Source organism: Citrobacter sp. RHBSTW-00887 (assembly GCF_013728095.1).
Lineage (GTDB): Bacteria > Pseudomonadota > Gammaproteobacteria > Enterobacterales > Enterobacteriaceae > Citrobacter > Citrobacter braakii.
Map to the genome: position 1 here is coordinate 3,248,154 of NZ_CP056267.1, position 25,374 is coordinate 3,273,527.

Sequence of the window (25,374 nt, forward strand, 5' to 3'; positions counted from 1 at the left end):
TGCTCTCCTTATCCTTTCATTATTAGCTGCCGCCAGGTTTCATCGGCCAGCCTGATAAATTGTCGATCGCCGGTTTGTCGCCAGCGATACTCAAACCACCCCGCTTTCAGCATTATGACCCAGGGCCGCCATCGTCTGACCTGCCGCCACAGCGCGTTTTGTTCAATGTGCGCTCGTTGGGCGTAGGCGCTAACCAGCCGTTGGTGCTGAGATTCGTCGTTGACCCAAACCGCCGCCAGCTCCAGAGCGATATCACCGTCTCCGGCATATTCCCAGTCAATCAGCCGCAGCCCTGATGCTGTACGTACGATGTTGTCACCGTGGACATCCATATGCAGAGGTCCCAGACGCAAAGGTCGAGGCTCACCGCTTTTCCTGAGTCGCTTCAACGCTCGCAACCAGCATGGCGTACGACGCGCCGGATCGCCACACTGCCAGTACTGTTCGAGTAGCGGCAGCAGACTGATTCGCCAGCCCAATTGGGGTTGTTGGTGCAGATGATACAATAAGCCAGCGAGTTCGTCGGCGTCCGGCAATCTGGATTCTACCTTACCGTGAAAAAAGTCGACCGCCATCCACCCACGTATATAAAAGCGGGGGCGCGGCGCAAGGCTTTCAGGCAGGTGCTTTAACGCGTGATAGTGGCGTAAGAAATACGATTCCGGCGCGTCAGGGTCGTGATGACAGCGCAACACTAAGCGGTGGGTATCGTGTTCGATGATGCAGCTCCCGCCGCTCAGACCGCTCTGGTTGGCTACGACGGGATGATACTGCGGGAAATAGCGCGACAACACCTCGTCGCGCGTTAGCCAGTTATTGTTGCTGTACGGCACCTTTACCTGACCAGATTATCTCGCCAGTTTGTACCAGCATTAATTGCATTTGCAGCGCCGGCGAATTGACGTTGCCGGAGGCGCTGGAATAGAGCACATACTGTGCGCCAACGTTACGGGCGATACCAATCGCTTTGCTGCGCGTTCCCAGACTGTCGTTCGGCGACAGACCTAACTGCTGTTTGGCGACAGCCAACTGCTGGGCGGAAACAAGGGTAAACTTGCCGTTATTCGCCAGCGCGTTCCTCAAGGTCTCGGTGGCTTCACCGGCGTTCAACGAGCCGTTGGTCCGGTTATTCACGCTATCAACCAGCAGAACGCCTCCCGCTTTGACGCCGTCAGCCTGCAGCATTTTACCGACCATCGGCTGCATAGCCCCGTTCCAGTCATAGTGACGTTGACGTGGCGTCGGCTGCGCCGTTTGGTCCTCGTGCTCAATCGGACCCGGCTGCTGCGGTATGCTTGGCACCGTTGGTACAACCGGCACCGGCTGTTGCGGCTGCGCGGGCTGTTCCGGCACTGGCTTCACTTCCTCTACGGGTGCGGGCTCACGTTGCGCCACACAGCCAGAGAGAAACATCGCCAGCGCGGCAATCAGTGCGTAGCGATTCATTTTGATCATCAAGATTCACCCCTTACAAATAAAGATAAAGTCTAACCTTGTGCGCCCCCAGAAAATTGGCGCTGCCGTACAGCGTCACCGACGAATGAGCCGGGATAGTCACGCTGCGTGGCGCTTCCAGAGGATGCATTTCCAGTCCTCTGGCGTCATACCAGTAAAACCGATAATGAACGGTAACGGGTTCTTGTCTTTCGTTATAAAGTCGCGAGGATGCTGAGGCCTGAATATCAGACGTGGTTAACGTCGGCTGTTCTGCTGTAATGCCCGACGCCAGAATCGTTGATTCCATCACCAGCGACTGTTCATCACTTACCGGAATTTCAGGATGTGCCCGACAGCCAGCCAGTAGCAGCAAGCTCAGTGAAAGTGCAATGCATCCTCTGGTCATGCTTAGAGACCTTTATGCGCAAGCATTGGACCCAGCGCACGTCCACCCAGCAGGTGCATATGAATGTGATACACCTCCTGACCGCCGTGACGATTGGTATTCATAATTAAACGATACCCATCCGCAGCAATGCCTTCCTGCTCGGCGATTTTCGCCGCTACGGTGATCATGCGACCCAACGCCTGCTCGTGTTCCGCCGTCACATCGTTGACGGTCGGGATCAGGACGTTAGGAATGATCAGAATGTGCGTAGGTGCCTGAGGGGAAATATCACGAAACGCAGTGACCAGTTCATCCTGGTACACGATATCTGACGGAATTTCACGACGGATAATTTTGCTGAATATAGTTTCTTCTGCCACGACGTTTTCCTTTTTCATTAACAGCCCAAGCGTTATGCCATGCTACGCCGGGTCACTCTGCGAGTATAGAGTATGAGCGAGTTACTCACGCTCTTTCAACTTTAACCCTCGATTTTTTAAGCAAAAAGCCCTGCCACTGCTGTTCTTATAACCATTTCCCGTCGCTATTGCTTAAGCATAGTACTGAAACAACATTTCACTTATGCCGTAGCATCTGTTTACACATTGAATGTGAATGCGTATATTTCGCATTTGTATTCGCGTGCGAACTTAATAATTTACAACCAAAAAGTTCATCGCAACCTCAGTGATTCAAACTTAATATTAATAATTATCAAGGACTTTTCGATGTCTTTCACAACACACAACGGGGATGACCAACGCCAACCTGGGCTTGCCCCTTCTGTACTGGCAGCCTGCATCACGTTAGCACTATTGCCTTCCACCAGCCTCGCAGCCCCTGCTGAAGAGACGGTTATCGTTGAGGGCTCTGCTCCAGCTACATCCAGCGAGGAGCAGGATTACAGCATCAAATCAACGACTGCTGGCACCAAAATGCAGATGACGCAGCGCGATATTCCGCAATCAGTCAGTATTATCAGTCAGCAGCGCATGGAAGATCAGCAACTGCAAACGCTGGGCGATGTCATGGACAACACGTTGGGGATAAGCAGAAGTCAGGCGGATTCAGATCGCAGTAGCTATTACTCTCGCGGATTTCAGATTGATAACTATATGGTCGATGGGATTCCGACCTATTTTGAATCCCGCTGGAATCTCGGTGATGCCCTTTCCGACACGGCCCTTTTTGAGCGTGTCGAAGTGGTCCGTGGCGCAAACGGGCTAATGACCGGGACGGGTAACCCCTCAGCGTCGATTAATATGATCCGTAAGCATGCCACCAGCCGCGAGTTCACCGGTAATGTTTCTGCGGAATATGGCCGTTGGAATAAACAACGATATGTGACCGATCTTCAAAGCCCGCTCACGGCAGACGGCAACGTGCGCGGGCGCATCGTGGCGGGCTACCAGAATAACGACGCCTGGCTTGATCGCTACAATAGCGAAAAAATGTTCTTCTCCGGGATTGTCGATGCCGATCTGGGCGACACCACCAGCCTGTCTGCGGGTTATGAATACCAGCGCATTGATATCAACAGCCCAACCTGGGGTGGATTGCCGCGCTGGAATACCGACGGCAGTAAAAACAGCTATGACCGCTCGCGCAGCACTGCGCCGGACTGGGCGTACAACGATAAAGACTTCAACAAAGTGTTTGTCACCATCAAGCAACGTTTTGCCGATACCTGGCAGGCGACCATGAATGCCACCCACTCCGAGGTCAAGTTTGACAGTAAAATGATGTACGTCGATGCCTATGTCAATAAAGCCGATGGTACGCTGATTGGCCCGTATGGCAGCTATGGTCCGGGCTATGACTACGTCGGAGGTACCGGCTGGAACAGCGGCAAGCGTAAGGTAGATGCCGTCGATCTGTTCGCCGACGGCGGTTACGACCTGTTTGGTCTTCAGCATAATCTGATGCTGGGCGGCAGCTACAGTAAACAGAATAACCGTTACGAAAGCGCGTGGGCGAACGTATTCCCTAACGAAATCGGCAGCTTCTATACCTTCGATGGTAACTTCCCGGAAACCAACTGGAACCCGCAGTCATTGGCCCAGGACGATACCACGCACATGAAATCGCTCTACGCCGCAACACGTATTTCTCTGGCCGACCCGCTGCATTTGATTGTCGGCGCGCGTTATACCAACTGGCGTATCGACACCCTCGCCTACAGCATGGAACAAAACCACACCACGCCGTATGCGGGCCTGGTGTATGACATTGACGATAACTGGTCTACCTACGCCAGCTACACCTCAATCTTCCAGCCGCAGAACAAGCGCGACAGTTCCGGTAAATATCTCTCCCCAATTACCGGCAATAACTATGAACTTGGCCTGAAGTCCGACTGGATGAACAGCCGTTTAACCACCACCCTCGCGGTGTTCCGCATTGAACAGGATAACGTGGGCCAATCAACCGGCGTACCAATTGCCGGTAGCAATGGCGACACGGCCTATAGAGCTATGGATGGAACGGTCAGCAAAGGGGTCGAATTCGAAGTTAACGGTGCGATCACCGATAACTGGCAGATGACGTTCGGCGCGACACGCTATGTTGCTGAAGACAACGAAGGCAATGCGGTAAACCCGAACCTACCGCGTACAACAGTAAAACTGTTTACCCGTTATCGCCTGCCAGCCATGCCGGAACTGACCGTGGGCGGTGGGGTTAACTGGCAGAATCGTGTTTATAGCGATACGGTCACGCCGTATGGCACATTCCGCGCGGAACAGGGAAGCTACGCCCTGGTCGATTTATTCACCCGCTATCAGGTGACGAAAAACTTCTCTGTGCAGGGTAACCTCAATAACCTGTTCGATAAAACCTACGACACCAATGTCGACGGATCTATCGTCTATGGCGAGCCGCGCAACGTCAGCGTCACCGCCAGCTATCAGTTCTGATTCGAAACACATCACGCTCCACCTGCTCGTCAGGTGGATGCACTGGACTGAGAAAACAAAAAGCCCGCTTAAGTTTCTTAAGCGGGCTTCTTAAATATGGCTCCTCTGACTGGACTCGAACCAGTGACATACGGATTAACAGTCCGCCGTTCTACCGACTGAACTACAGAGGAATCGTTGTGGAGGCTTATCTTAGCGGCGAAAAAAATTTTGTCAAACCCCATTTCCCCGAATAAGTTTCAATTGATGCTTCTCTCGACAGTTTGTTGCATTTCCAGACATTTTAAATGGAAAAAACTTTGCAGCTTTTTGGATTCTCCCTCATCATTTGAAATGAGGTTTCAACTTTCTTCTTTAAGGTCCACTTTGAACGTCTCCGCTGCCTTACGCCAGGTCGCTTCCCGCACGCCCTGGTATGCCAAACGCAAGAGTTATAAGGTTCTCTTTTGGCGCGAAATCACTCCGCTTGCGGTCCCCATTTTTCTGGAAAACACCTGTGTACTGTTGATGGGCGTACTGAGTACCTTCCTTGTTAGCTGGTTGGGAAAAGAAGCAATGGCTGGCGTTGGTCTCGCCGACAGTTTCAATATGGTCATCATGGCGTTTTTTGCCGCCATCGATCTGGGAACCACGGTGGTGGTAGCATTTAGCCTGGGAAAACGAGATCGTCGACGGGCAAGGGCAGCAGCCAGACAATCGCTGGTGATCATGACGATTTTTGCTACCGTGCTGGCAGCGGTCATTCACTATTTTGGTGAACAGATTATTGACGTTGTCGCCGGTGAAGCAACCCCCGATGTTAAGGCCTTGGCACTCACCTATCTGGAACTAACGGTGCTCAGCTACCCGGCGGCAGCCATTGCTTTGATCGGTAGCGGCGCACTCCGCGGAGCCGGAAATACCAAAATTCCGCTGTTGATTAATGGCGGTATGAATATCCTAAATATCATTATCAGTAGCATCCTGATCTACGGGGTCTTTTCCTGGCAAGGGCTGGGATTTGTGGGGGCAGGACTCGGGCTGACCATTTCACGCTACATCGGTGCGTTCGCCATTATCTGGGTGCTGATGATTGGTTTTAATCCGGCGCTGCGTATTCCCTTCAAAAGCTATTTTAAGCCGCTCAATCTCGCCATTATCTGGGAAGTTATGGGGATCGGTATTCCGGCAAGTATTGAGTCAGTGCTATTTAATGGCGGTAAACTGTTAACGCAAATGTTTGTCTCCGGCATGGGAACCAGCGTAATTGCCGGAAACTTCATTGCATTTTCCATCGCCGCGCTCATCAACCTGCCGGGGAATGCTTTAGGCTCCGCGTCGACAATCATTACCGGCAGGCGTCTGGGAAATGGTCAGATTGCCCAAGCGGAAATCCAGTTACGCCATATATTCTGGCTCTCAACAATCGGCTTAACCGCCATCGCCTGGCTAACCGCCCCCTTTGCCGGCGTTATGGCCTCATTTTATACCCACGATCAGGATGTAAAAGAGGTCATAGTCATCCTAATTTGGCTCAATGCAGCGTTTATGCCGATATGGGCAGCATCCTGGGTGCTACCATCAGGGTTTAAGGGCGCACGTGATGTGCGTTTTGCGATGTGGGTATCGATGTTGGGCATGTGGGGCTGTCGCGTTGTGGCGGGTTACACCTTGGGAATTGTATTAGGATGGGGCGTAGTCGGCGTTTGGTTAGGGATGTTCTTCGACTGGGCCGTGCGCGCCGCGTTATTTTACTGGCGTATGGTTACAGGCCGCTGGTTATGGAAATACCCTCGCCCCGAGCGTGAAAAGTGCATAAAACAACCGGTTGCGTCTGAATAAGCGGCGAAATGGGGAATATTTCAGCAAACGATCGCATTTATCTATTCAGGCTTTGACAACGCTGAGTGGCATCGCTAATATTCGCCTCGTTCACACGATTCCTCTGTAGTTCAGTCGGTAGAACGGCGGACTGTTAATCCGTATGTCACTGGTTCGAGTCCAGTCAGAGGAGCCATATTTAAGAAGCCTGCTTAGGAAACTAAGCAGGCTTTTTGCATTATATCTGATAATCAATCACGGCTTCATCTGGCTCCATCGCCTGGCGCTTGATTTCATCGACGGATAACCCTGCGTTGCATAGCTCAATAAATCGCCAGACATAGTTGCGCTGCAGTTGCCCGCGTTTCAGGCCCAGCCAGACGGTATTTGCATCAAATAAGTGCCGGGTATCCAGACGGGTTAAGCTCCCCTCCTCCTGCTCTCCACTGGATTGTTCTGCCACCAGCCCGATTCCCAGCCCCAGCGACACATAGGTTTTAATCACATCCGAGTCCTGGGCGCTGAGGATAATATCCGGCACTAACCCTTTACGGGCAAATGCCTCATCGATACGGGAACGCCCCGTAATCCCCTGACGATACGTAATTAATGGCCACTGGGCGATAGATTCCAGTGTGAGAGGAGACGTTTTCACCAAGGGATGATCGTGAGGAACAAGCAGGCTGTGGTGCCAACGAAACCAGGGAAAAGCTACCAACAGCGGATCGCTGCTCAGTCGCTCGCTGGCAATCCCGATGTCTGCCCCACCGTTTTGCAACAGCACGTCAATCTCCTGCGGTGTACCCTGGATCAGTTCCAGACGCACCTCAGGGAAGAGCTCACGAAAGGCTTTAATCACCGCGGGCAGGCTATAGCGTGCCTGTGTATGCGTGGTGGCAATCGTCAGTACACCGGACGTGTCATTGGTAAACAGATCCGCCAGTCTGCGAACGTTGCTGGCCTCATTCAGAATACGCTCGGCAATAACCAGCAAGGCTTTGCCCGGTTCAGTCATGCCCAGCAGGCGTTTACCGCGACGGATAAAAATCTCAATGCCAAGTTCATCTTCAAGTTCACGAATATGTCGGCTGACTCCCGACTGCGAGGTGTACAGTATATTCGCGACTTCCGTCAGGTTGTAATCCTGACGGGCCGCCTCGCGGATTATTTTAAGTTGCTGGAAATTCACTTTTCGCTCCGGGCACATCAGACATTACGCTATTGTTAAAGTCTGATGCCCGGCATAACAAATAATAAAAACCCGCATCTTATTCCTGGAGGGAATAAGGTTTAGCTGACCAGCTGTAGCTCGCGGTTTTCCAGTGCCGGACGGCTTACCAGCGACAACAGGATCTCCTTCACGGCCTGTGCCTGCGGCGATAAGCTCCCTCTGGCTGAGACGTTCAGCGATAATGGCAGATTCATCGACGGGGTTGTTATCCGCGCCATCCAGCCGTTCGCTGCATTACATAATGAACGGGCCGCTGACTCAGGCAACACTGTGACGCCCATCCCACTGGCGATGGCAGCCGTTAAGGTGGCGATAGATTCAATTTCGCCAATCACTTTGGCCGTCAGGCGACGAAGCGAAAAAGCTTCATCTACACGCAGGCGAACTGCGCTGTAATCCCGTGGCAAAAACAGATTCATCTGCGCCACCGCGGCTAAATCGACGCTTTGCCCCGGGCAATCACGCGTCCCGACCAGGTACAGATCCTCTTTAAGCAACGGTTGACTGCTGATACCCGCCACGGGTGAGCGCTCGTAGAGCACCGCCATGTCTAAATGCCCGCTGAGCAGCTTGTCATTCAGCACCGCCCCACTGTTTTCATGCAAATAGACCAGCACATCGGGCAGCTCTGCTCGTACTGTCTGTAATAACGGCATAGTGATGGCTGACGCCGCCGTCCCCGGTGCCAGGCCAATAGAGACCTGTCCCCCCAGGGTCTGACCTACGTTATTGACCGCAAGTTGTGCCTGCTCGCACTGGCGTAAAATCGTCCGCGCATGGGCATACAACACTTTCCCCGCTTCCGTCGGTGTGACGCCGCGTTTGGTGCGAATCAGCAGTTGCTGATCCAGTTCGCCTTCCAGCGTAGCAACCTGCTGGCTCAGCGCAGGTTGCGCGATATGCAACACTTCCGCTGCCTGGGTCAGGCTACCAATATCGACGATTTTCACGAAATATTTCAGTCGTCTGAAGTTCATTTTGCCTCCTGTCGGAATACCAGAACCCGTGCTGGCAGTCATTAAATTCAGGATTGCAAGATGCTTGCCAGTTTAGCCAGCAGCCGTGTTTTACGGCTAAAACCGCGTAAAGTCAGGATCAAAGGTGAAGAATGGACTTTTTGCACACCTGAACCTCTCATTCTGGCTGCCCTGGAAGAGGTAGACGCGCACCAGAATGGGGCAAAAGCATAAAAAGACGGAAAGATCGCCGCTTTGCTGATTTTGTCAGCAAACGAACGCACAAATGTATTTCCCCCTTTGACAAGCCTCATCGCCCTCGCTAATATGCGCCTCGTTCAAACGATTCCTCTGTAGTTCAGTCGGTAGAACGGCGGACTGTTAATCCGTATGTCACTGGTTCGAGTCCAGTCAGAGGAGCCAAATTTAAGAAGCCTGCTTAGGAAACTAAGCAGGCTTCTTGCTTTTCTGTTTTTCATTCATCTTATTTTTCATGTAGCCCTCTGGTGAGGGAGATAATCGTTTTCTCTTCCCGTCTGTCGCGGTAATCTCATAACGGTCGTTAATATATCGACTGCAATGTGTGTAGCCCAATTCAAATACTAATAACTAAAAGACAGTACAGACAGGATAACTATGGATTCCACTCTCACCTCCACGGGTCCCCAAGAGGACGTCTCTTCGCTTCATCGTGCCCGACGCGCTGCGCTTGGTAGCTTCGCTGGCGCCGTGGTCGACTGGTATGATTTTCTGCTTTATGGCATCACCGCCGCACTGGTCTTTAATCGCGAGTTCTTCCCGCAGGTTAGCCCGGCAATGGGAACACTTGCCGCATTTGCCACCTTTGGCGTCGGATTTTTGTTCCGTCCGTTAGGCGGGGTTATCTTCGGCCACTTTGGCGATCGCCTTGGCCGTAAACGCATGCTGATGCTCACCGTCTGGATGATGGGGATTGCCACTGCGCTGATAGGGATTATTCCTTCTTTTGACACTATTGGCTGGTGGGCCCCTGTGCTGCTGGTGACGCTGCGCGCCATTCAGGGATTCGCCGTTGGTGGTGAATGGGGCGGCGCGGCGTTGCTCTCGGTCGAAAGCGCGCCGAAAAATAAAAAAGCCTTCTACAGCAGTGGCGTTCAGGTCGGTTACGGCGTCGGACTGCTGCTTTCTACCGGTCTGGTCTCACTGATTAGCTCGCAAACTACCGATGAGCAGTTCCTGAGCTGGGGCTGGCGTATTCCGTTCCTGTTCAGCATCGTACTGGTTTTGGGCGCGTTGTGGATGCGTAACAGAATGGATGAATCAGCCGAATTCGAACAGCAACAGCAGGAACCGCAACCCGAGAAAAAGCGGTTACCGGTGGTCGAGGCGTTAATCCGTCATCCAGGCGCATTCTTAAAAATTATCGGCTTGCGCTTATGTGAACTGCTGACGATGTATATCGTCACCGCGTTTGCCCTTAATTACTCTACGCAGAACCTGGGCCTACCCCGCGAGCTGTTTCTGAATATCGGTTTGTTAGTGGGAGGACTGAGCTGTCTGACCATCCCCTGCTTTGCCTGGCTTGCCGACCGCTTTGGTCGACGGCGCGTGTACATTACCGGTGCACTGGTCGGTACGCTGAGCGCCTTCCCGTTCTTTATGGCGCTGGAAGCACAGTCTATTTTCTGGATCGTGTTCTTCGCGATTATGTTGGCCAATATTGCGCACGATATGGTGGTCTGCGTACAGCAGCCTATGTTTACCGGTTTGTTTGGCGCAAGTTATCGCTACAGCGGCGCAGGCGTTGGCTATCAGGTGGCAAGTGTGGTTGGCGGTGGTTTTACCCCTTTCATTGCTGCAGCACTGGTAACATTCTCGGGCGGAGACTGGCACAGCGTGGCCATTTATCTGATGGCCGGGTGTCTTATTTCCGCCGCCACTGCATTGCTGATGCGGGATAAGCAGCACAGTTAAGCCCTGATGCGAAGGTCATTCGACCTTCGCACAATCTTCCTCAACGTCTGACTTTTGTTTCATATTCCTGTGACATACTATCGGGAGAGCAGTACATCTGTGGAACAAGGAGACAGACATGAACAATAAGGGCTCCAGCCTGACCCCAACTCAGGCACTGGATAAACTGGACGCGCTGTACGAGCAGTCGGTTAAAGCACTGCGTAGCGCCATTGGTAAGTACATTGAAACAGGGACGCTCCCTGACATAATTGCCCGCCATAATGGTCTTTTTGTTTACCCATCGCTTTGTGTCACCTGGGATGGCAGCGCCACCAATCCCCCGAAAACCCGCGCCTATGGCCGTTTTACCCATGCGGGCAGCTATACCACTACGATCACCCGTCCGTCGCTTTTTCGTCCCTATCTTGAAGAACAACTCACGCTGCTGTATCAGGATTATGATGCGCATATCTCCGTCGAACCGTCGCAGCATGAAATCCCTTATCCCTATGTGATCGACGGTTCTGAACTGACGCTCGACCGCTCAATGAGCGCCGGATTAACGCGCCATTTCCCCACTACCGAGTTGTCACAAATTGGCGATGAAACAGCCGATGGTACCTATCATCCGGCGGAATTCTCCCCGTTGTCGCACTTCGACGCCCGACGAGTAGATTTTTCGCTCGCACGACTGCGTCACTACACGGGAACGCCGGTTGAACATTTCCAGCCATTTGTGCTGTTCACCAACTACACCCGCTATGTCGATGAGTTCGTGCGCTGGGGTTGCAGCCAGATCCTCGATCCGAACAGCCCCTATATCGCGCTGTCATGCGCGGGCGGGATCTGGATCACCGCTGAAACGGAAGCTCCGGAAGAGGCCATCTCCGATCTCGCCTGGAAGAAACATCAGATGCCCGCCTGGCATTTAATCACCGCCGACGGTCAGGGGATCACGCTGGTCAATATCGGCGTTGGCCCGTCTAACGCCAAAACCATTTGCGATCATCTGGCCGTCCTGCGCCCTGACGTCTGGCTGATGATTGGACACTGTGGCGGCCTGCGCGAAAGCCAGGCGATTGGCGACTATGTTCTGGCCCACGCTTATCTGCGTGACGACCATGTGCTGGATGCCGTACTACCGCCGGATATTCCGATTCCGAGCATTGCGGAAGTACAACGCGCACTGTATGACGCCACCAAAGAAGTCAGCGGCATGCCCGGCGAGGAGGTGAAACAGCGCCTGCGTACCGGTACCGTCGTCACCACCGACGATCGCAACTGGGAGTTACGCTATTCCGCTTCTGCGCTGCGTTTTAACCTCAGTCGCGCGGTGGCTATTGATATGGAAAGCGCCACCATCGCCGCCCAGGGCTACCGCTTCCGCGTCCCTTACGGCACGCTGCTGTGCGTTTCCGATAAACCGCTGCACGGCGAGATCAAACTGCCTGGTCAGGCCAACCGTTTTTATGAAGGTGCCATTTCCGAGCACCTGCAAATAGGTATCCGGGCAATTGATCGTCTGCGTGCTGAAGGCGATCGACTGCACTCCCGTAAATTACGTACGTTCAACGAACCGCCGTTCCGTTAAGGCCTGAAGGTAACTATGCACAACTCAACTCCTCTTTCCGCTCTGCGCAACCTGCTGTTAGCGCAAGGGCTGGATGGCATGATTGTTCCGCGCGCCGACGCTCACCAAAGCGAAGATTGTACACCGCATGACAATAAGCTGGCCTGGCTGACCGGTTTTAGCGGCTCCGCTGGTCTCGCGTTGGTCCTGCGCGACCGCGCATTAATGTTTGTCGATGGACGCTATCAGGTCCAGGTGCGCAATGAAGTCTCGTTGGATGATTTTGAAATTCACCATTTACATGACGAACCGCTGGCCGACTATTTGCAGTCTCACGTTGCTGCGGGCGCGCGTATCGGTTTTGAACCGTTGCTGATGGTCAACAGCCAGTTTGAAGCACTGTCGGCGACCCATTGCGAGCTGGTGCCTCTTGAGCAAGATCCTTTCGACCAGGTATGGCTTGACCGGCCGGCAGCACCCTGCGGCATCATTCATGAAATGCCCATTGAAATCAGCGGGGAAAGCAGCACACAAAAACGTGCCCGCGTCGTGGATCTGCTCACGCAACAACAGGCCGACGTTCTGGCGATCACGCTGCCGGATAACATTGCCTGGCTGCTGAATGTGCGCGGTTCCGATCTGCCAATGGTGCCAGTGCCGTTTTCGTTCGCCCTGCTCCATCGCAGCGGCGAGCTGGAATGGTTTGTGGATAGCAACAAAACCCAGCAGCTCCCTGCTGCACTGCTGAATACGCTCACGCTGGCCCCACAAGAGAGTTTTCTTGCCCGCTGCCAGCAGTTGGCCAAAGGGAAACGCTTTTTGGTCGATAAAGACTACGCCCCGGTCGCGCTGCGTTTTGCCATTGTAGAACACGGTGGCGAGGTCTTATGGGCACCCGATCCCATCACCTTGATGAAAGCGCACAAGAATGACGTTGAACTGGCGGGCTATCGGGAATGCCATGAACAAGATGGCGCGGCCTGGGTTAACTTTCTGGCATGGCTTACGCATGAAGTTCCCTTGCGCGAAGCGGCAGGCAATCCGGTCACTGAGCTGGAAGCGCAGGCCAGGCAACTGGAATTTCGCCAGCAGCAGCCGGGATTTATCGAGCAAAGCTTCAACACGATTTCGGCCTCAGCCAGCAATGCCGCAATGTGCCATTACCATTCCAGCGAAAAAACCAATACGCCCATTACCTCTCAGGCCATGTATCTGAATGATTCCGGCGGCCAGTACCATAATGGTACGACGGATACAACGCGCACCCTCGCGTTTGGTCCACAGGATCCGCAGCGTCGTCTGCATTACACCGCTGTGTTAAAAGGCTTTTTGTCGCTTATCTCGCTGCAATTTCCCAGCGGCACTCAGGGTCATCAGCTGGATGCCTTTAGCCGTCGGGCGCTGTGGGATCTGGGTCTGGATTTTGATCACGGTACGGGACACGGCGTAGGCCATCAGCTCCTGATCCATGAGCAGCCCCATCGCATTGCCAAAAAAGTAAACCCCTGGCCCCTGGTTGCGGGCAATATCATTACCATCGAGCCGGGTTATTATCTGGCCGGAGAATATGGGATCCGTATTGAGAATCAGGTGGAGATTATCAACAGTCGTCCTGGCTTCTGTCGCTTCTCAACGCTGACGCTGGTGCCGATTGATTTAAGTCTGGTTGAACTGAATCTGCTAAGTGAGGCTGAAAAGCAGTGGATTGATGATTACCACCAGCAGGTCAGAGAGACGTTATCCCCACGCGTGAACGCAGAGGCTCGTCCGTGGTTGTTCGCCGCCACTGCGCCGATTCGCGTTCAGGCTAATTAATACATTAAAAAAGGCAGCCCGCAGGCTGCCTTAATTCTCCCCAACTTTTTACTGCTTAGCTGTGACGGATGTACTCATCCATTTCAGTTTTCAGGTTATCGGACTTAGTACCGAAGATAGCCTGAACACCGGAACCCGCCACTACAACGCCCGCCGCACCCAGTTTCTTCAGGCCAGCCTGATCCACTTTGGCAACGTCAGCGACGCTGACACGCAGACGAGTGATGCACGCATCGAGGTTAGTGATGTTTTCTTTACCGCCGAATGCCGCAACCAGGGCCGGAGCCATTTCGCCGGACGCACCCGCTTTGGTGTCTTCGGTAGCATCTTCACGACCCGGAGTTTTCAGGTCCAGCGCTTTGATCAGCACACGGAAGATGGTGTAGTAAACAATCGCATAACCGATACCGACAATCGGGAACAGCCACAGTTTGCTGCTGTTACCGGACAGAACGATAAAGTCGATCAGACCGTGGGAGAACGACGTACCGTCACGCATACCCAGCAGGATACAGATCGGGAATGCCAGACCAGCCAGAATTGCGTGGATGATGTACAGGATCGGTGCCACGAACATGAACGAGAACTCGATCGGTTCGGTAATACCGGTCAGGAACGAGGTCAGCGCCGCGGAGATCATGATACCGCCCACTTTCGCGCGGTTTTCTGGTTTAGCAGAGTGCCAGATAGCGATAGCGGCAGCCGGCAGACCGTACATTTTGAACAGGAAGCCACCAGACAGTTTGCCCGCAGTCGGGTCACCCGCCATATAGCGAGGGATATCGCCGTGGAATACCTGGCCCGCAGCATTGGTGTATTCACCGATCTGCATCTGGAATGGAACGTTCCAGATATGGTGCAGACCAAACGGCACCAGGCAGCGTTCAATGAAGCCATAGATACCGAACGCTACGACCGGGTTCTGGTATGCAGCCCACTGGGAAAACGTCTGAATAGCAGTCCCGATCGGCGGCCAAATGAAGGACAGAACCACACCGGTGAAAATAGCGGCCAGACCAGAAATGATAGGAACGAAGCGCTTACCCGCAAAGAAGCCAAGATACTCAGGCAATTTGATACGGTAGAAACGGTTGAACATATACGCTGCAATCGCACCGGAGATAATCCCCCCGAGAACACCCGTATCAGCAAGGTGTTTAGCTGCGATCTCTTCAGCAGGTAAACGCAGAACCAGCGGCGCAACAACAGCCATGGTCTTAACCATAATGCCGTAGGCAACAACGGATGCCAGTGCAGATACGCCGTCGTTATTGGTGAAGCCTAACGCGACACCGATGGCAAAAATCAGCGGCATGTTTGCAAAAACAGAACCGCCTGCTTCTGCCATTACGTGCGATACAACGGCTGGCAGCCAGCTGAAGTTAGCGGAACCGACACCCAGCAGGATACCTGCAATCGGGAGTACGGATACCGGCAGCATCAGCGATTTACCGACCTTTTGCAGGTTAGCAAATGCATTCTTAAACATAATTGAGAGTGCTCCTGAGTATTTGTGCTTTTCTACGTTCTCACGCATTAGCGAGGGGGGAGAACCTCGCCGTGTACAGGGCATCTAAGTACCCTTTATTTATTACACAGAGTAAAATAATTCAGTTTGTTTTTGTTTGACGGCTATCACAATTCAGTCGTGGATGGCCGTAAAATCCGCACATTCCGATAAAATGCGTTTCTGAATGTGTCAAACCGGTTATTCACCGCCCATTTTGAGGCGGTGAACTTTACTCGCTTTGCTTATTAATTACGAGCTTTAAAAAAAGTCAGTTAACGAACGGATTGCAGGCGAGAAGCGTCGATGTGAAACAGGCGGGCAAAGTTATCAGTGGTTGCCTGCGCCAGTTCTTCAACGGCAACACCTTTCACTACGGCCATATACTCCGCAACGTCACGGGTCATGGCAGGCTGGTTCTCTTTTCCACGATGCGGTACAGGCGCAAGGTAGGGAGAATCCGTCTCAACCAGCAACCTATCCAGAGGAACATAGCGGGCGGCATCACGGAGCTGATCTGCGTTACGGAACGTGACGATGCCGGAAAACGAGATATAAAATCCGAGGTCCAGTAATTTGCCCGCCGTTTCTCTGTCTTCTGTAAAACAGTGTAGTACGCCACCACAATCCGTCACTTTTTCTTCGCGCAGAATAGACAGCGTATCGGCCCGCGCATCGCGGGTATGTACGATAACTGGCTTGTGTAACTCACGGCCAATCTGAATATGATGGATAAAAGATTCCTGCTGGCGCACCTTTGTTTCCGGCGTATAGAAATAGTCCAGCCCGGTTTCCCCCATCGCCACAACGCCCTCTTCGGCGGCAAAACGGCGCAGATCTTCAACATCATAGGCTTCATCCTGATTTAACGGATGCACGCCGCAGGAGAACACCACATTGTCACGTTCACCGACCAGTTCGCGCATACTGCGGTATCCTGGCAGAGTGGTCGCGACGGCAAGACAGAATTTCACATCGCGTGCGGCTGCTTTCGCCAGCACGTCATCCACGTCCTTATGCAGAGATTGATAATCCAGGCCATCAAGATGGCAGTGTGAGTCGACTAAAAACATAATGTCTCTCTCAAAGATGGGGAACAGGCAGTACGGTGCCTGGTTGCAGGTAATGCTCAATACGCAGGATAAGATCGGTTAACACCAGTTCACGGTTTACGCCTGTTACGTTCAGCAACTGCTGACGGCAATGACAAACGTCACCGAGTATCGCCTGTATCCGGGCGACGGATAACCGTTCTGCGATAGAAGATATCAGGTCCAGCGCATCAGGATTGGTTAAATGGGAAACCCCATACGGACGCTTCAAGGCATCCGTCAACAACGTTGCCAGCCAGTGTAAACGGGCGGCGGCCTGATCGTGGTTTAACGCCGCGAGCAGGATATACCAGTCACCTGCGTTTAATGTGTTTGCCAGTGCCGCACAAAAATCTGTGCGATGCGCCCAGCTTTCAGCCTGTAACAACGAGAGTGCCGCACCAGGCGAACCCGCGCTCAGGCGTAATGCGCTCAACAGAGCTTCTGGAGATGCGGTCACTTCGCGGGCGAGCCAGGAGATTGCGTACGACTCAGCCGGCGGCGCAAGATGGTGTAACCGGCAGCGGCTGCGCAATGTCGCCAGCAATCGCGCAGGCTCTGTGCTGGCGAGGAAAAACCAGGTTTGTGCTGGCGGTTCTTCCAGCGTTTTTAGCAGAGCATTGGCAGCAGCATCAGTTAACTGGGCAGCATCAGGGATCCACACCACTTTCGCACCGCCAAGGCGTGAATGCTCGTACAGCTTTTCACTCACTTCACGTACCGCATCAACCCCCAGCGTGCTTTTGCCTTTTTCCGGCAGCAGCGAATAGTAATCAGGATGCGTCCCCGCCTGCATCAATTGACAGCCCCGGCAGTGTCCGCAGCTTTTATGCCCTTCCGGCTGCTGGCACATTAAATAGCGACTGAGCGCGTAAATCAGCGCGTCGTCACCCATTCCGGGTAATGCCTGAATCAGTAACGCATGGTGACCACGACCCGCCTGGTAGCTGGCTACCAGTTTTTCAAAATCTGGCCGTAACCATGGGTACCATTTCATGCGCCCTGCTCCTGCACCCACTGGGTGATGGTATTGCGGATATCAGCCATCACAGCTTCCAGCGGCTGCGTAGCGTCGATGGTACGAATGCTGGCATCTTTGGCAGCCAGTTCAAGATAGCGCGCGCGGGTGCGATTAAAGAAATCGAAAGATTCCTGCTCAATACGATCCAGCTCGCCGCGCGCACGGGCACGCTTCAATCCGACTTCTGGAGTCACGTCCAGATAGAGCGTCAGGTCCGGGCGAAAATCACCGAGCACAGCATCGCGCAGGGTTGCCAGCATGTTTTGATCGATGCCGCGTCCGCCCCCCTGATACGCCTGGGTCGACAAATCGTGACGGTCGCCAATTACCCATGCGCCTTTTGCCAGCGCAGGTTTAATAACGGTTTCGACCAGCTGTACGCGCGCGGCGTAAAACATCAGAACTTCAGCTTTGTCAGTGATGACCTCGTCACCCACCGACTTAATGTCCAGCACCAGACTTCTTAGTTTCTCCGCGAGCTGAGTTCCCCCCGGTTCGCGGGTAAAAACCATGTCACGAATACCGAGTTGCTCAAGTGTCTCTACCACCACGTTACGCGCAGTGGTTTTTCCGGCGCCTTCCAGGCCCTCGATGACGATATAGTTACTGCCCATTTTTTTCCTTAAGCACTTTCAGGTAATCCTGCACGGACCGGTTGTGGCTGGCAAGATTGGTGTTAAACGTGTGACCGCCTTTACCGTCAGCCACGAAATAGAGGTACGGCGTTTTTGCCGGATGCGCCGCGGCCTGCAATGAGGCCTCTCCCGGCATGGCAATCGGGCCAGGCGGCAACCCCGTAATGGTATAGGTGTTATAGGCGGTCGGGGTATCTAAATCCACACGCGACAACTTGCCATTATACCGTGACCCCATCCCGTAAATCACCGTCGGATCGGTCTGTAAACGCATGCCAATCCGTAAGCGGTTAATAAAGACGGAAGCCACCTGGTCACGCTCGCTGGCAACCGCAGTCTCTTTTTCGATAATAGAGGCCATGGTTACCAGCTGATTTTTGTCCTGATAAGGCAGGCCTTCAGCGCGCCCTTCCCAGACCGAGTCTACCGCTTTAACCATTTTCTGATGCGCGCGTTTTAGCAACGCCACGTCGGTTGTATTGGCGGTATACATCCAGGTATCTGGCCAGAACCAGCCTTCTACCCATTGCGGGTTCTCCAGCTTCAGCGCCTGAGCAACGGTCTCGTAATTATCATCGCTCAGCGTATGTTTGATGTACGGGGCGTCACGAAGCTGTTTGAGGTAGTCGCTCAAACGCATCCCTTCAACCAGACGTAACGGGAACTGCGCCTCTTTACCGCTTTCCAGCAGTTGCAACATGTCCCGGACTGTCATGTCGGGCGTAAAACGGTAGGTTCCGGCTTTAAAATGCGACAGTTCGGGTTCCACACGCAGCAGCCACTGGAACACACGCGGACGATTGATGATTTTTTCGCGATAAAGTTGCTCGCCCAGCACCAGACGCCCGGTGCCTGCCTTCAGGGAAAAAATAGCCTCTTCTTTGATGAGTAGCGTACTGTTCGCCAGTTGGCGAACTTTCCACGCGCCGAACCCGGCAGCGATACCCATCACTACCAGCAACAATAATAAAACGCCTAACAATTTCTTCATGCTAATCAGACAACTCACACAGTGGGGCTAAATATTGGTAAAGTTCGCGCGACGGCCAGCGTTGGCCCTCAAATTTTTGCACCGGAACAATCGGCATCAGTGCATTGCAGATAAAAACTTCGTCCGCATCGACCAGCGTCTCAAGGCGAGCGGCAACTTCCGCCACCCGATATGGCGAAGCGGCGAGCTGCCTGATAATGTGCTGGCGCATAATACCGTTAACGCCCGCCTGATCAAGACACGGTGTAAACACATCCATTCCCCGGCGCCAGAATAAATTCGCGGCACAGCATTCCGTAAGCCACCCTTCGCTGTCAAGGACCAGCGCCTCATCGGCGTTTGTCTGCTCAAGATGAGCGCGGATCAGCACCTGTTCAAGGCGATTCAAATGTTTGAGACCCGCGAGATAAGGATTACGTCCCAGCGGAACCGGGCTAAGCGCAAGGGTTGCGCCCTCGGCTTTCCAGCAGGCGTAATGCGTGGGGTATGAGGAGGTGCTGATTATTCGCGTGGGCTGCACGCAACCTACTGTGCTATAGCCACGCGTACCGACCCCACGAGTAATAATGACTTTAAGCACGCCGTCTTGCTGTGTGCGCGCAACAAGACGCATTTCCTCCGCTAACGTAGCCCAGTCGAGAAATGGGATCGCGAGCCGCGCACAGGCTTTTTCGAGACGAGCTAAATGGGAAAAAAACAACGTAATATTCCCATGAATAATACGTGACGTTGTAAAACAACCATCCCCAAAGAGCAGTCCACGATCGTTTACCGCCACGCGCTCAATCGGCTCACCATTGATAAGATACATTCACCCTCCGAATTTTATATCTCAGATTGTCAGGTGAAGGCAGGGTTCGCAAGCATTTTATCGGCATCATTTATGTTTTCCGGAACGAACACCAACAGAACAATCTATATCATATCAACGTCATCGAGACGAAATACCCCAATAAAAAAAGATATACGTAAACAGGTTAAATACAAAAAACAAATACAATACTAAATTTTAATGTATTTAGAAAAAATGAAATCAATCTTAAGATATTATTTGTGTTAATACCTATTACATTACGGCATACTTCCAGCATATATTTACGTTAAGGTAAATATATATCAATTAATTTTTACATCAATTCAAAGGGATTTTTATAATGAAAGGAAAATTGGCTGCTGTCGCGTTTTTGGGTTTTATGGGTGTCGCATCTTCTGCAATGGCCCAGGATGGTCAAGTAAATTTCACCGGTAAAATTATTGAAGCAGGTTGCCAGATTAACGGCTCCGTTACCAGCACCCAGAACGTTAAACTGGGCGAAGTAGCTAAAACTGCATTTACCAACGCCGGCGATACGGCTGCGACCACTAAATTCTCTATGGTACTGTCCGCCTGTCCGGCAGATCTGCTAGGTAAACCCGTCGCTGTAAAATATGACGGTACTCCTGATATAACCGATAACGATTATCTTCAGTTGACCAACTATGGTAACACAGGCGTAGCGGATGGCGTAGCTATCCAGTTACTGAACACTGATGGCACCCCATTAGCGCTGGGGACTGCTTCTAATGCAGTCACTATCAATGCTGATGCAGCAGCAGAAACTGAACTCGACTTCTTTGCCCGTTATATTTCAACAAAATCAGCTGTCACCGCTGGTGATGCAAACGGTACGGTCAACTTTACTCTGACTTACAACTAATTGCGCTGAAATTAATCCCCATCATTAGTAATTAACTAAGCCGGGTTGCTCCGGCTTTATTCTTCGAGGTAGAACACATGAAGAAATCTATTCCTTTTACTGTCGCGGCGCTGCTACTAGTAATGAGTTCCGCGCAGGCCGGGATTATTGTCGGTGGAACACGAATTATTTACAAAGGCGATAAAAAGGAGACCTCGATTAGCGTTAAAAACCCGGATAAAACCTCTTATTTAATCCAGTCCTGGAGCGACACGGGGGAAAAAAACGGTGATAAAACGCAGTTTATGATTACCCCACCACTTTTTCGCTTAGGCCCGGAGCAGGAAAACACGCTGCGTATTATTCGCGCTGGTGGCAACCTTCCTGAAGATAGAGAATCATTGTACTGGATGAATATCAAATCCATCCCAGCGACCGAAAAAAATGACAGCGCGAACACGCTGCAAATTGCCGTAAAAACACGCATTAAATTGATCTATCGGCCGCAATCGCTGACTGAACAGCCTGAAAAATTCACCGACAAACTGACCTGGCAGCGCAGCGGCAATTCAGTCACCGTTACCAACCCAACACCGTACTACATGAACTTTAGCTCCGTCAAAGTGGGCGGCAGCACGGTGAAAGACGCCAGCTACGTCGCACCAATGAGTCGCGCCACTTTTACCCTTCCAGCAGGTGCCAGTGGTGATATCAGTTGGGTCATTATCAATGACTTCGGTTCCGCAGGAGCGGAACACCGCTCGCGTTAATTATGGCGCAAGGTGATTACTCCGCCGAAAGGACATCGGAATGAATGCAAATAGTATTAAAAAAAACATGAAATTTAGCCGATTAGCGTGGTTTATTGCGCTACAGTGTATGCTGCCAATTTCTCACTCCGCGATGGCTCGCGATTATTTTAACCCTGCACTGTTAGGGATTGATGGGCCAGGAAAAGAGTTAACGGACCTCTCAGCCTTTGAAGAAGGCATCGGTCAGTTACCCGGTACTTATCGTGTTGACGTGATAGTCAACAAAACCTCAGTAGGTGTGCGTAATATTGACTTTGTGACACACAAAAATGCACAGGGTGAATCCACCTTGCAGCCTTGTTTGAGTATCGATATGCTGCGCGAGTTTGGTATCCGTACTGAGGCATTCCCACGATTAGCCGCCAACGGCGACTGCGCTAACCTCTCTGCAATTCCCCAGGCCAGCGCAGAATTTGCATTTGAGCGCCAGCAATTGCTGTTTTCTATTCCTCAAGCCGCCATCGATAACCTCGCACGAGGCTACATCGCCCCAGAGCGGCTCGACGCAGGGATTAATGCTCTACTGCTCAACTACAACTTTACCGGTGCGGATACCCAAGCGCGCACTAACGACATGAGCGATTACGAAAGTTATTATTTGAGTCTCCAGCCTGGGTTAAATATCGGTTCCTGGCGCATTCGCAACTACAGTACCTGGAATCGTGACGTCAATGACGGCAACGCTCAGGAAAGCTGGGATTCACTCTATACCTATGCCCAGCACGACGTTATTTCGCTTAAAGGCCAGTTAACTCTGGGCGACAGCACCGCGCCTTCAGATATGTTCGACAGCGTGCCATTTCGCGGTATACAGTTAGCTTCAGATGATGACATGTTACCCGACAGTCTTCGCGGATATGCACCCGTGGTAAGAGGCATTGCGCGAACAAATGCCCAGGTCGTTATCAAACAGAATGGCTACACCATTTACCAGAGTTATGTCTCCCCCGGTGCATTTGAAATTACCGACATGTACCCAACCGGCAGCAGCGGTGACCTTGATGTCACCATCAAAGAAGCTGACGGCAGCGAACAGCATCAGACTGTGGCATTCGCCTCCCTCCCCGTTCTACAACGTGAAGGTCGTCTGAAATACAACCTGACCAGCGGACAATATCGTCCGTATGACAGCGATATTGATAAAGAGATGTTTACTCAGGCATCGGTCATTTATGGTCTTCCGGATGGATTTACGGTCTATGGTGGTGGGCAGTTCTCGCAACACTACCAGTCACTGCTCTCCGGGTTTGGTAAGAACTTCGGTACGTTAGGTGCAGTTTCCCTTGATGGAACCCAGGCTTGGTCAACACAGAAAGATCAGGATAAAGAAGGAGGTCAGTCCTGGCGTATTCGTTACAGCAAAAACATCCTCGCAACCGGTACGAATATTTCCATTTCAGGCTATCGCTATTCGACCTCAGGCTACTACACCCTACAGGAAGTTCTCGACACCTGGCGTGATGATGAATGGCGAACCAATAATCATCGCCGCCGTAATCGGGCCGAATTTCAGCTCAACCAGAATATAGGTGAAAGCCTGGGTTCGCTGTCATTGAATGCGATAAGTGAAGATTACTGGAACAGCGATCGTCAGATGCAATCCATTGGCGTGGGTTACAGCAACAACTGGGCTGGCATCTCCTGGAACCTCAACTATAGCTATAACCGTAATACCACCGATAACAGTAGTAGCAGTCGTAACTATGAGCATGAAAAGATATACAACGAAGATCAGGTGTTCTCGCTCAGCATGAATATCCCTCTTGATCGTTGGTTAAGCAACAGCTACGCAAACTATGGTTTCAATACCAGCAAAAAAGGCGATACCAGCCATACGGTCGGCTTGAGCGGCTCAGCGCTGGAAGAACGTAACCTGAACTGGAATGTGCAGGAAAGCGAAACTAATCATGGTGAAGGCAGCGGTGGTTACGCTAGCCTGGATTATCAGGGAACCTACGCACGCCTTAACTCTGCCTACAGCTACGATCATGACCAAAAACGCGTGAGCTACGGTATTGAAGGCGGAATGGTGGCCCATGCCCACGGTATCACACTGAGTCAGGCGCTCGGTGAAACCGCTGTACTGGTAGAAGCGCCGGGAACGGAAGGGGTAGCGATAAACAATCAGAACGGTGTTAAAACCGATTTTCGGGGTTATACCGTCGTTCCGTATGTTTCGCCTTACCGCGAAAGCACAATCTCGTTGAACACTGAAACACTCCCCGAAGACGCAGATATTGAACTGACGACCCAAACAATCACCCCTACCCGTGGTGCAATAGTTCGAGCGCATTTTGATACTCGAATTGGCAAACGCGTGCTGATGACTTTAGTTCGTAGCAACGGTGAGAACGTTCCATTCGGTGCAATGGTTACGGACAGCAGTACACCAAATACATCTGGTTCCATTGTGGGTGATGGCGGTATTGTCTACCTCACGGGGATGAAAGACGCGGGTACAGTCACAGCAAAATGGGGACGTGGAACGAATGAGCAGTGCCAGGCGCAATGGCAATTACCGAACAGTGCGCCGACTAGTAATATCATTGTAGTCAAAGCAAACTGCCGATAACAGGAAATAATATATGAAGAAGCTATTAACCATTGTGACCCTGACTGCGAGTTGCTTATTGAATATTACACCGGCATTGGCAGATTATGTCTCCAGAGTCGACTGGGGTACCATGAATTATGTGCTTGCTCCTTTGCATATCCCTGCTGCGGTTGGTGGTGTAAGCGGCTGGACTGACAGAGGCTCAATTTTAATGTATACCCTCCCTTATAGTAATCGGGATGCCTATATAGACCTGACAGTTAATGGCACTCTGCTAGGTGATGGCGTTACCTGGGCTACGAATAATCCTGGTATCGGGGTGCAATATCTTGTTGCTGCTCCCAGCACATTAGGGATTGTCTTAAATTCTTTGGAAAGCATAACCGCACCTAACTATCCCCTGTATCTAACGAAGACTAGCGGTTCGGGAACATACAGTGTCGGCGGTTACTACCACCTCAAGTATCGCTTGGTCAGATTACTTGAAAAAGTACCGGCGGGAAAAGTAACCACTCTGCCTAATGTAACGCTAAACATTCATAATGGGTCTGCGACTGGAGTATCGCCACTCACGAAAAGCTCCGGACTTATTCTGTCAGGTATATATTCAAACATTCCGATTGATGCATGTACTATTGTTGCGCCAAGCGAAATTAAGCTTCCGAACTTATATGGCAATCAATTGCAAAATGGTGCACAAAACGTTATTCAAGCACCAAAAATTTCTTTAAATTCTTGCCCTGGCGCTGTTGATGGTATTTCTTATCGTTTCACTGCTGTTTATGGAACCCATAATGCAGCAAATGGTGTGTTAAACACCATGACTGGGCAAGGCTATGCAAGCAATGTTTATATACAACTGCAAAATACGGATGGAACACCGCATCCGGCGAATAGCGCTATTGCAATCAATAATTATGACGGTTCCGGTAATTATGACATCCCTGATTTTAAAGTGGGATATTTTATTGATAATACCGAAACTGTCACTGCCGGTATTGTAAAAACAGCTATTGAGCTTCAAGTAACCTATAATTAAA

Annotated in this window: 22 protein-coding genes and 3 tRNA genes; 12 read left to right on the plus strand and 13 right to left on the minus strand. The window is 51.8% G+C overall.

Annotated elements, in window-relative coordinates; genetic code table 11:
- Positions 1-8: 8 nt before the first annotated feature.
- From thiK to hinT, 4 genes are read right to left on the minus strand one after another with little or no spacing between them, the layout of a single operon-like run.
- Positions 9-833, minus strand: coding sequence for a thiamine kinase (thiK, locus tag HV314_RS15585; protein WP_181546070.1), 825 nt, complete (start codon positions 831-833; stop codon positions 9-11).
- Positions 814-1,455: a penicillin-binding protein activator LpoB gene (lpoB, locus tag HV314_RS15590; RefSeq protein WP_016152673.1), complete on the minus strand. Its 642-nt coding sequence runs from the start codon at positions 1,453-1,455 to the stop codon at positions 814-816. Before lpoB ends, thiK begins: the two co-directional genes overlap by 20 nt.
- A gap of 13 nt (positions 1,456-1,468) precedes the next feature.
- Positions 1,469-1,843 (minus strand): YcfL family protein, encoded by a 375-nt coding sequence (locus HV314_RS15595; protein WP_019076489.1) that lies wholly within the window; start codon positions 1,841-1,843, stop codon positions 1,469-1,471.
- 2 nt (positions 1,844-1,845) lie between these two features.
- Positions 1,846-2,205, minus strand: a complete 360-nt coding sequence (gene hinT, locus HV314_RS15600; protein ID WP_016156204.1) for a purine nucleoside phosphoramidase — start codon at positions 2,203-2,205, stop codon at positions 1,846-1,848.
- Positions 2,206-2,553: 348 nt separating this feature from the next.
- On the opposite strand from hinT, the gene fhuE reads away from it, so the two are divergent.
- Positions 2,554-4,740: a ferric-rhodotorulic acid/ferric-coprogen receptor FhuE gene (fhuE, locus tag HV314_RS15605; protein WP_181546072.1), complete on the plus strand. Its 2,187-nt coding sequence runs from the start codon at positions 2,554-2,556 to the stop codon at positions 4,738-4,740.
- A 97-nt stretch (positions 4,741-4,837) separates the two neighbouring features.
- Here the strand turns inward: fhuE and HV314_RS15610 are convergent.
- A tRNA-Asn gene (locus HV314_RS15610) sits at positions 4,838-4,913 on the minus strand.
- 160 nt (positions 4,914-5,073) lie between these two features.
- Here HV314_RS15610 and HV314_RS15615 point away from each other — a divergent pair.
- Both HV314_RS15615 and HV314_RS15620 read left to right on the plus strand, forming a co-directional pair.
- Positions 5,074-6,561, plus strand: coding sequence for an EmmdR/YeeO family multidrug/toxin efflux MATE transporter (locus HV314_RS15615; protein ID WP_049040618.1), 1,488 nt, complete (start codon positions 5,074-5,076; stop codon positions 6,559-6,561).
- A 99-nt stretch (positions 6,562-6,660) separates the two neighbouring features.
- A tRNA-Asn gene (locus HV314_RS15620) sits at positions 6,661-6,736 on the plus strand.
- Positions 6,737-6,778: 42 nt separating this feature from the next.
- Here HV314_RS15620 and cbl read toward each other — a convergent pair.
- Together cbl and nac are read right to left on the minus strand one after the other, a co-directional pair.
- The gene (gene cbl / locus HV314_RS15625; protein WP_181546074.1) at positions 6,779-7,729 is read right to left on the minus strand and encodes an HTH-type transcriptional regulator Cbl; all 951 of its coding nucleotides are present in this window, start codon (positions 7,727-7,729) and stop codon (positions 6,779-6,781) included.
- A gap of 101 nt (positions 7,730-7,830) precedes the next feature.
- Complete coding sequence (gene nac / locus HV314_RS15630; RefSeq protein ID WP_016156200.1) at positions 7,831-8,748, minus strand: nitrogen assimilation transcriptional regulator NAC; 918 nt, start codon at positions 8,746-8,748, stop codon at positions 7,831-7,833.
- A 60-nt stretch (positions 8,749-8,808) separates the two neighbouring features.
- Between nac and HV314_RS15635 the strand changes: the two genes are divergently transcribed.
- The 5 genes from HV314_RS15635 to HV314_RS15655 all read left to right on the plus strand — a co-directional run bounded on the left by HV314_RS15635 (position 8,809) and on the right by HV314_RS15655 (position 14,047).
- Positions 8,809-8,961: a hypothetical protein gene (locus HV314_RS15635; protein WP_181546076.1), complete on the plus strand. Its 153-nt coding sequence runs from the start codon at positions 8,809-8,811 to the stop codon at positions 8,959-8,961.
- 113 nt (positions 8,962-9,074) lie between these two features.
- Positions 9,075-9,150 (plus strand) — tRNA-Asn (locus HV314_RS15640).
- 213 nt (positions 9,151-9,363) lie between these two features.
- On the plus strand, positions 9,364-10,680 hold the full coding sequence (shiA, locus tag HV314_RS15645; protein WP_181546078.1) for a shikimate transporter: 1,317 nt from the start codon (positions 9,364-9,366) through the stop codon (positions 10,678-10,680).
- 118 nt (positions 10,681-10,798) lie between these two features.
- Entirely contained in the window at positions 10,799-12,253 is a 1,455-nt protein-coding gene (locus tag HV314_RS15650) for an AMP nucleosidase (RefSeq protein WP_016152657.1), read from the plus strand.
- Between the two features lie 15 nt (positions 12,254-12,268).
- Positions 12,269-14,047, plus strand: coding sequence for an aminopeptidase P family protein (locus HV314_RS15655; RefSeq protein ID WP_181546080.1), 1,779 nt, complete (start codon positions 12,269-12,271; stop codon positions 14,045-14,047).
- A 55-nt stretch (positions 14,048-14,102) separates the two neighbouring features.
- Here HV314_RS15655 and ptsG read toward each other — a convergent pair whose 3' ends face one another.
- From ptsG to pabC, 6 genes are all read right to left on the minus strand, one after another.
- Positions 14,103-15,536 carry a PTS glucose transporter subunit IIBC gene (gene ptsG, locus HV314_RS15660; protein ID WP_181546082.1) on the minus strand — a complete coding sequence of 478 codons (1,434 nt, stop codon included), beginning with the start codon at positions 15,534-15,536 and terminating at the stop codon, positions 14,103-14,105.
- A 293-nt stretch (positions 15,537-15,829) separates the two neighbouring features.
- Positions 15,830-16,627 (minus strand): metal-dependent hydrolase, encoded by a 798-nt coding sequence (locus HV314_RS15665; protein ID WP_181546084.1) that lies wholly within the window; start codon positions 16,625-16,627, stop codon positions 15,830-15,832.
- Between the two features lie 10 nt (positions 16,628-16,637).
- Complete coding sequence (holB, locus tag HV314_RS15670) at positions 16,638-17,642, minus strand: DNA polymerase III subunit delta' (protein WP_016152653.1); 1,005 nt, start codon at positions 17,640-17,642, stop codon at positions 16,638-16,640.
- On the minus strand, positions 17,639-18,280 hold the full coding sequence (tmk, locus tag HV314_RS15675) for a dTMP kinase (protein ID WP_016156195.1): 642 nt from the start codon (positions 18,278-18,280) through the stop codon (positions 17,639-17,641). The genes holB and tmk overlap by 4 nt, the downstream gene beginning before the upstream one ends.
- Positions 18,270-19,292, minus strand: coding sequence for a cell division protein YceG (gene yceG, locus HV314_RS15680; protein WP_046274793.1), 1,023 nt, complete (start codon positions 19,290-19,292; stop codon positions 18,270-18,272). Before yceG ends, tmk begins: the two co-directional genes overlap by 11 nt.
- A 1-nt stretch (position 19,293) precedes the next feature.
- Complete coding sequence (pabC, locus tag HV314_RS15685; RefSeq protein ID WP_181546086.1) at positions 19,294-20,103, minus strand: aminodeoxychorismate lyase; 810 nt, start codon at positions 20,101-20,103, stop codon at positions 19,294-19,296.
- A 343-nt stretch (positions 20,104-20,446) separates the two neighbouring features.
- On the opposite strand from pabC, the gene HV314_RS15690 reads away from it, so the two are divergent.
- From HV314_RS15690 to HV314_RS15705, 4 genes are all read left to right on the plus strand, one after another.
- Positions 20,447-20,989, plus strand: coding sequence for a fimbrial protein (locus HV314_RS15690; RefSeq protein WP_047359328.1), 543 nt, complete (start codon positions 20,447-20,449; stop codon positions 20,987-20,989).
- Positions 20,990-21,066: 77 nt separating this feature from the next.
- Positions 21,067-21,738, plus strand: coding sequence for a fimbrial biogenesis chaperone (locus tag HV314_RS15695; protein WP_046274796.1), 672 nt, complete (start codon positions 21,067-21,069; stop codon positions 21,736-21,738).
- A 40-nt stretch (positions 21,739-21,778) separates the two neighbouring features.
- Complete coding sequence (locus HV314_RS15700; RefSeq protein ID WP_115190700.1) at positions 21,779-24,352, plus strand: fimbria/pilus outer membrane usher protein; 2,574 nt, start codon at positions 21,779-21,781, stop codon at positions 24,350-24,352.
- Positions 24,353-24,365: 13 nt separating this feature from the next.
- On the plus strand, positions 24,366-25,373 hold the full coding sequence (locus HV314_RS15705) for a fimbrial protein (protein WP_181546087.1): 1,008 nt from the start codon (positions 24,366-24,368) through the stop codon (positions 25,371-25,373).
- Position 25,374: the final 1 nt, after the last annotated feature.

What these genes read in the sequence shown, in the direction of transcription:
- lpoB (WP_016152673.1), bottom strand. Translation starts at nt 1,455, where the DNA reads ATGATCAAAATGAATCGCTACGCACTGATTGCCGCGCTGGCGATGTTT.
- HV314_RS15595 (WP_019076489.1), bottom strand. Translation starts at nt 1,843, where the DNA reads ATGACCAGAGGATGCATTGCACTTTCACTGAGCTTGCTGCTACTGGCT.
- fhuE (WP_181546072.1), top strand. Translation starts at nt 2,554, where the DNA reads ATGTCTTTCACAACACACAACGGGGATGACCAACGCCAACCTGGGCTT.
- HV314_RS15615 (WP_049040618.1), top strand. Translation starts at nt 5,074, where the DNA reads ATGAGGTTTCAACTTTCTTCTTTAAGGTCCACTTTGAACGTCTCCGCT.
- nac (WP_016156200.1), bottom strand. Translation starts at nt 8,748, where the DNA reads ATGAACTTCAGACGACTGAAATATTTCGTGAAAATCGTCGATATTGGT.
- HV314_RS15635 (WP_181546076.1), top strand. Translation starts at nt 8,809, where the DNA reads ATGCTTGCCAGTTTAGCCAGCAGCCGTGTTTTACGGCTAAAACCGCGT.
- shiA (WP_181546078.1), top strand. Translation starts at nt 9,364, where the DNA reads ATGGATTCCACTCTCACCTCCACGGGTCCCCAAGAGGACGTCTCTTCG.
- HV314_RS15650 (WP_016152657.1), top strand. Translation starts at nt 10,799, where the DNA reads ATGAACAATAAGGGCTCCAGCCTGACCCCAACTCAGGCACTGGATAAA.
- HV314_RS15655 (WP_181546080.1), top strand. Translation starts at nt 12,269, where the DNA reads ATGCACAACTCAACTCCTCTTTCCGCTCTGCGCAACCTGCTGTTAGCG.
- ptsG (WP_181546082.1), bottom strand. Translation starts at nt 15,536, where the DNA reads ATGTTTAAGAATGCATTTGCTAACCTGCAAAAGGTCGGTAAATCGCTG.
- HV314_RS15665 (WP_181546084.1), bottom strand. Translation starts at nt 16,627, where the DNA reads ATGTTTTTAGTCGACTCACACTGCCATCTTGATGGCCTGGATTATCAA.
- holB (WP_016152653.1), bottom strand. Translation starts at nt 17,642, where the DNA reads ATGAAATGGTACCCATGGTTACGGCCAGATTTTGAAAAACTGGTAGCC.
- tmk (WP_016156195.1), bottom strand. Translation starts at nt 18,280, where the DNA reads ATGGGCAGTAACTATATCGTCATCGAGGGCCTGGAAGGCGCCGGAAAA.
- yceG (WP_046274793.1), bottom strand. Translation starts at nt 19,292, where the DNA reads ATGAAGAAATTGTTAGGCGTTTTATTATTGTTGCTGGTAGTGATGGGT.
- pabC (WP_181546086.1), bottom strand. Translation starts at nt 20,103, where the DNA reads ATGTATCTTATCAATGGTGAGCCGATTGAGCGCGTGGCGGTAAACGAT.
- HV314_RS15690 (WP_047359328.1), top strand. Translation starts at nt 20,447, where the DNA reads ATGAAAGGAAAATTGGCTGCTGTCGCGTTTTTGGGTTTTATGGGTGTC.
- HV314_RS15695 (WP_046274796.1), top strand. Translation starts at nt 21,067, where the DNA reads ATGAAGAAATCTATTCCTTTTACTGTCGCGGCGCTGCTACTAGTAATG.
- HV314_RS15700 (WP_115190700.1), top strand. Translation starts at nt 21,779, where the DNA reads ATGAATGCAAATAGTATTAAAAAAAACATGAAATTTAGCCGATTAGCG.
- HV314_RS15705 (WP_181546087.1), top strand. Translation starts at nt 24,366, where the DNA reads ATGAAGAAGCTATTAACCATTGTGACCCTGACTGCGAGTTGCTTATTG.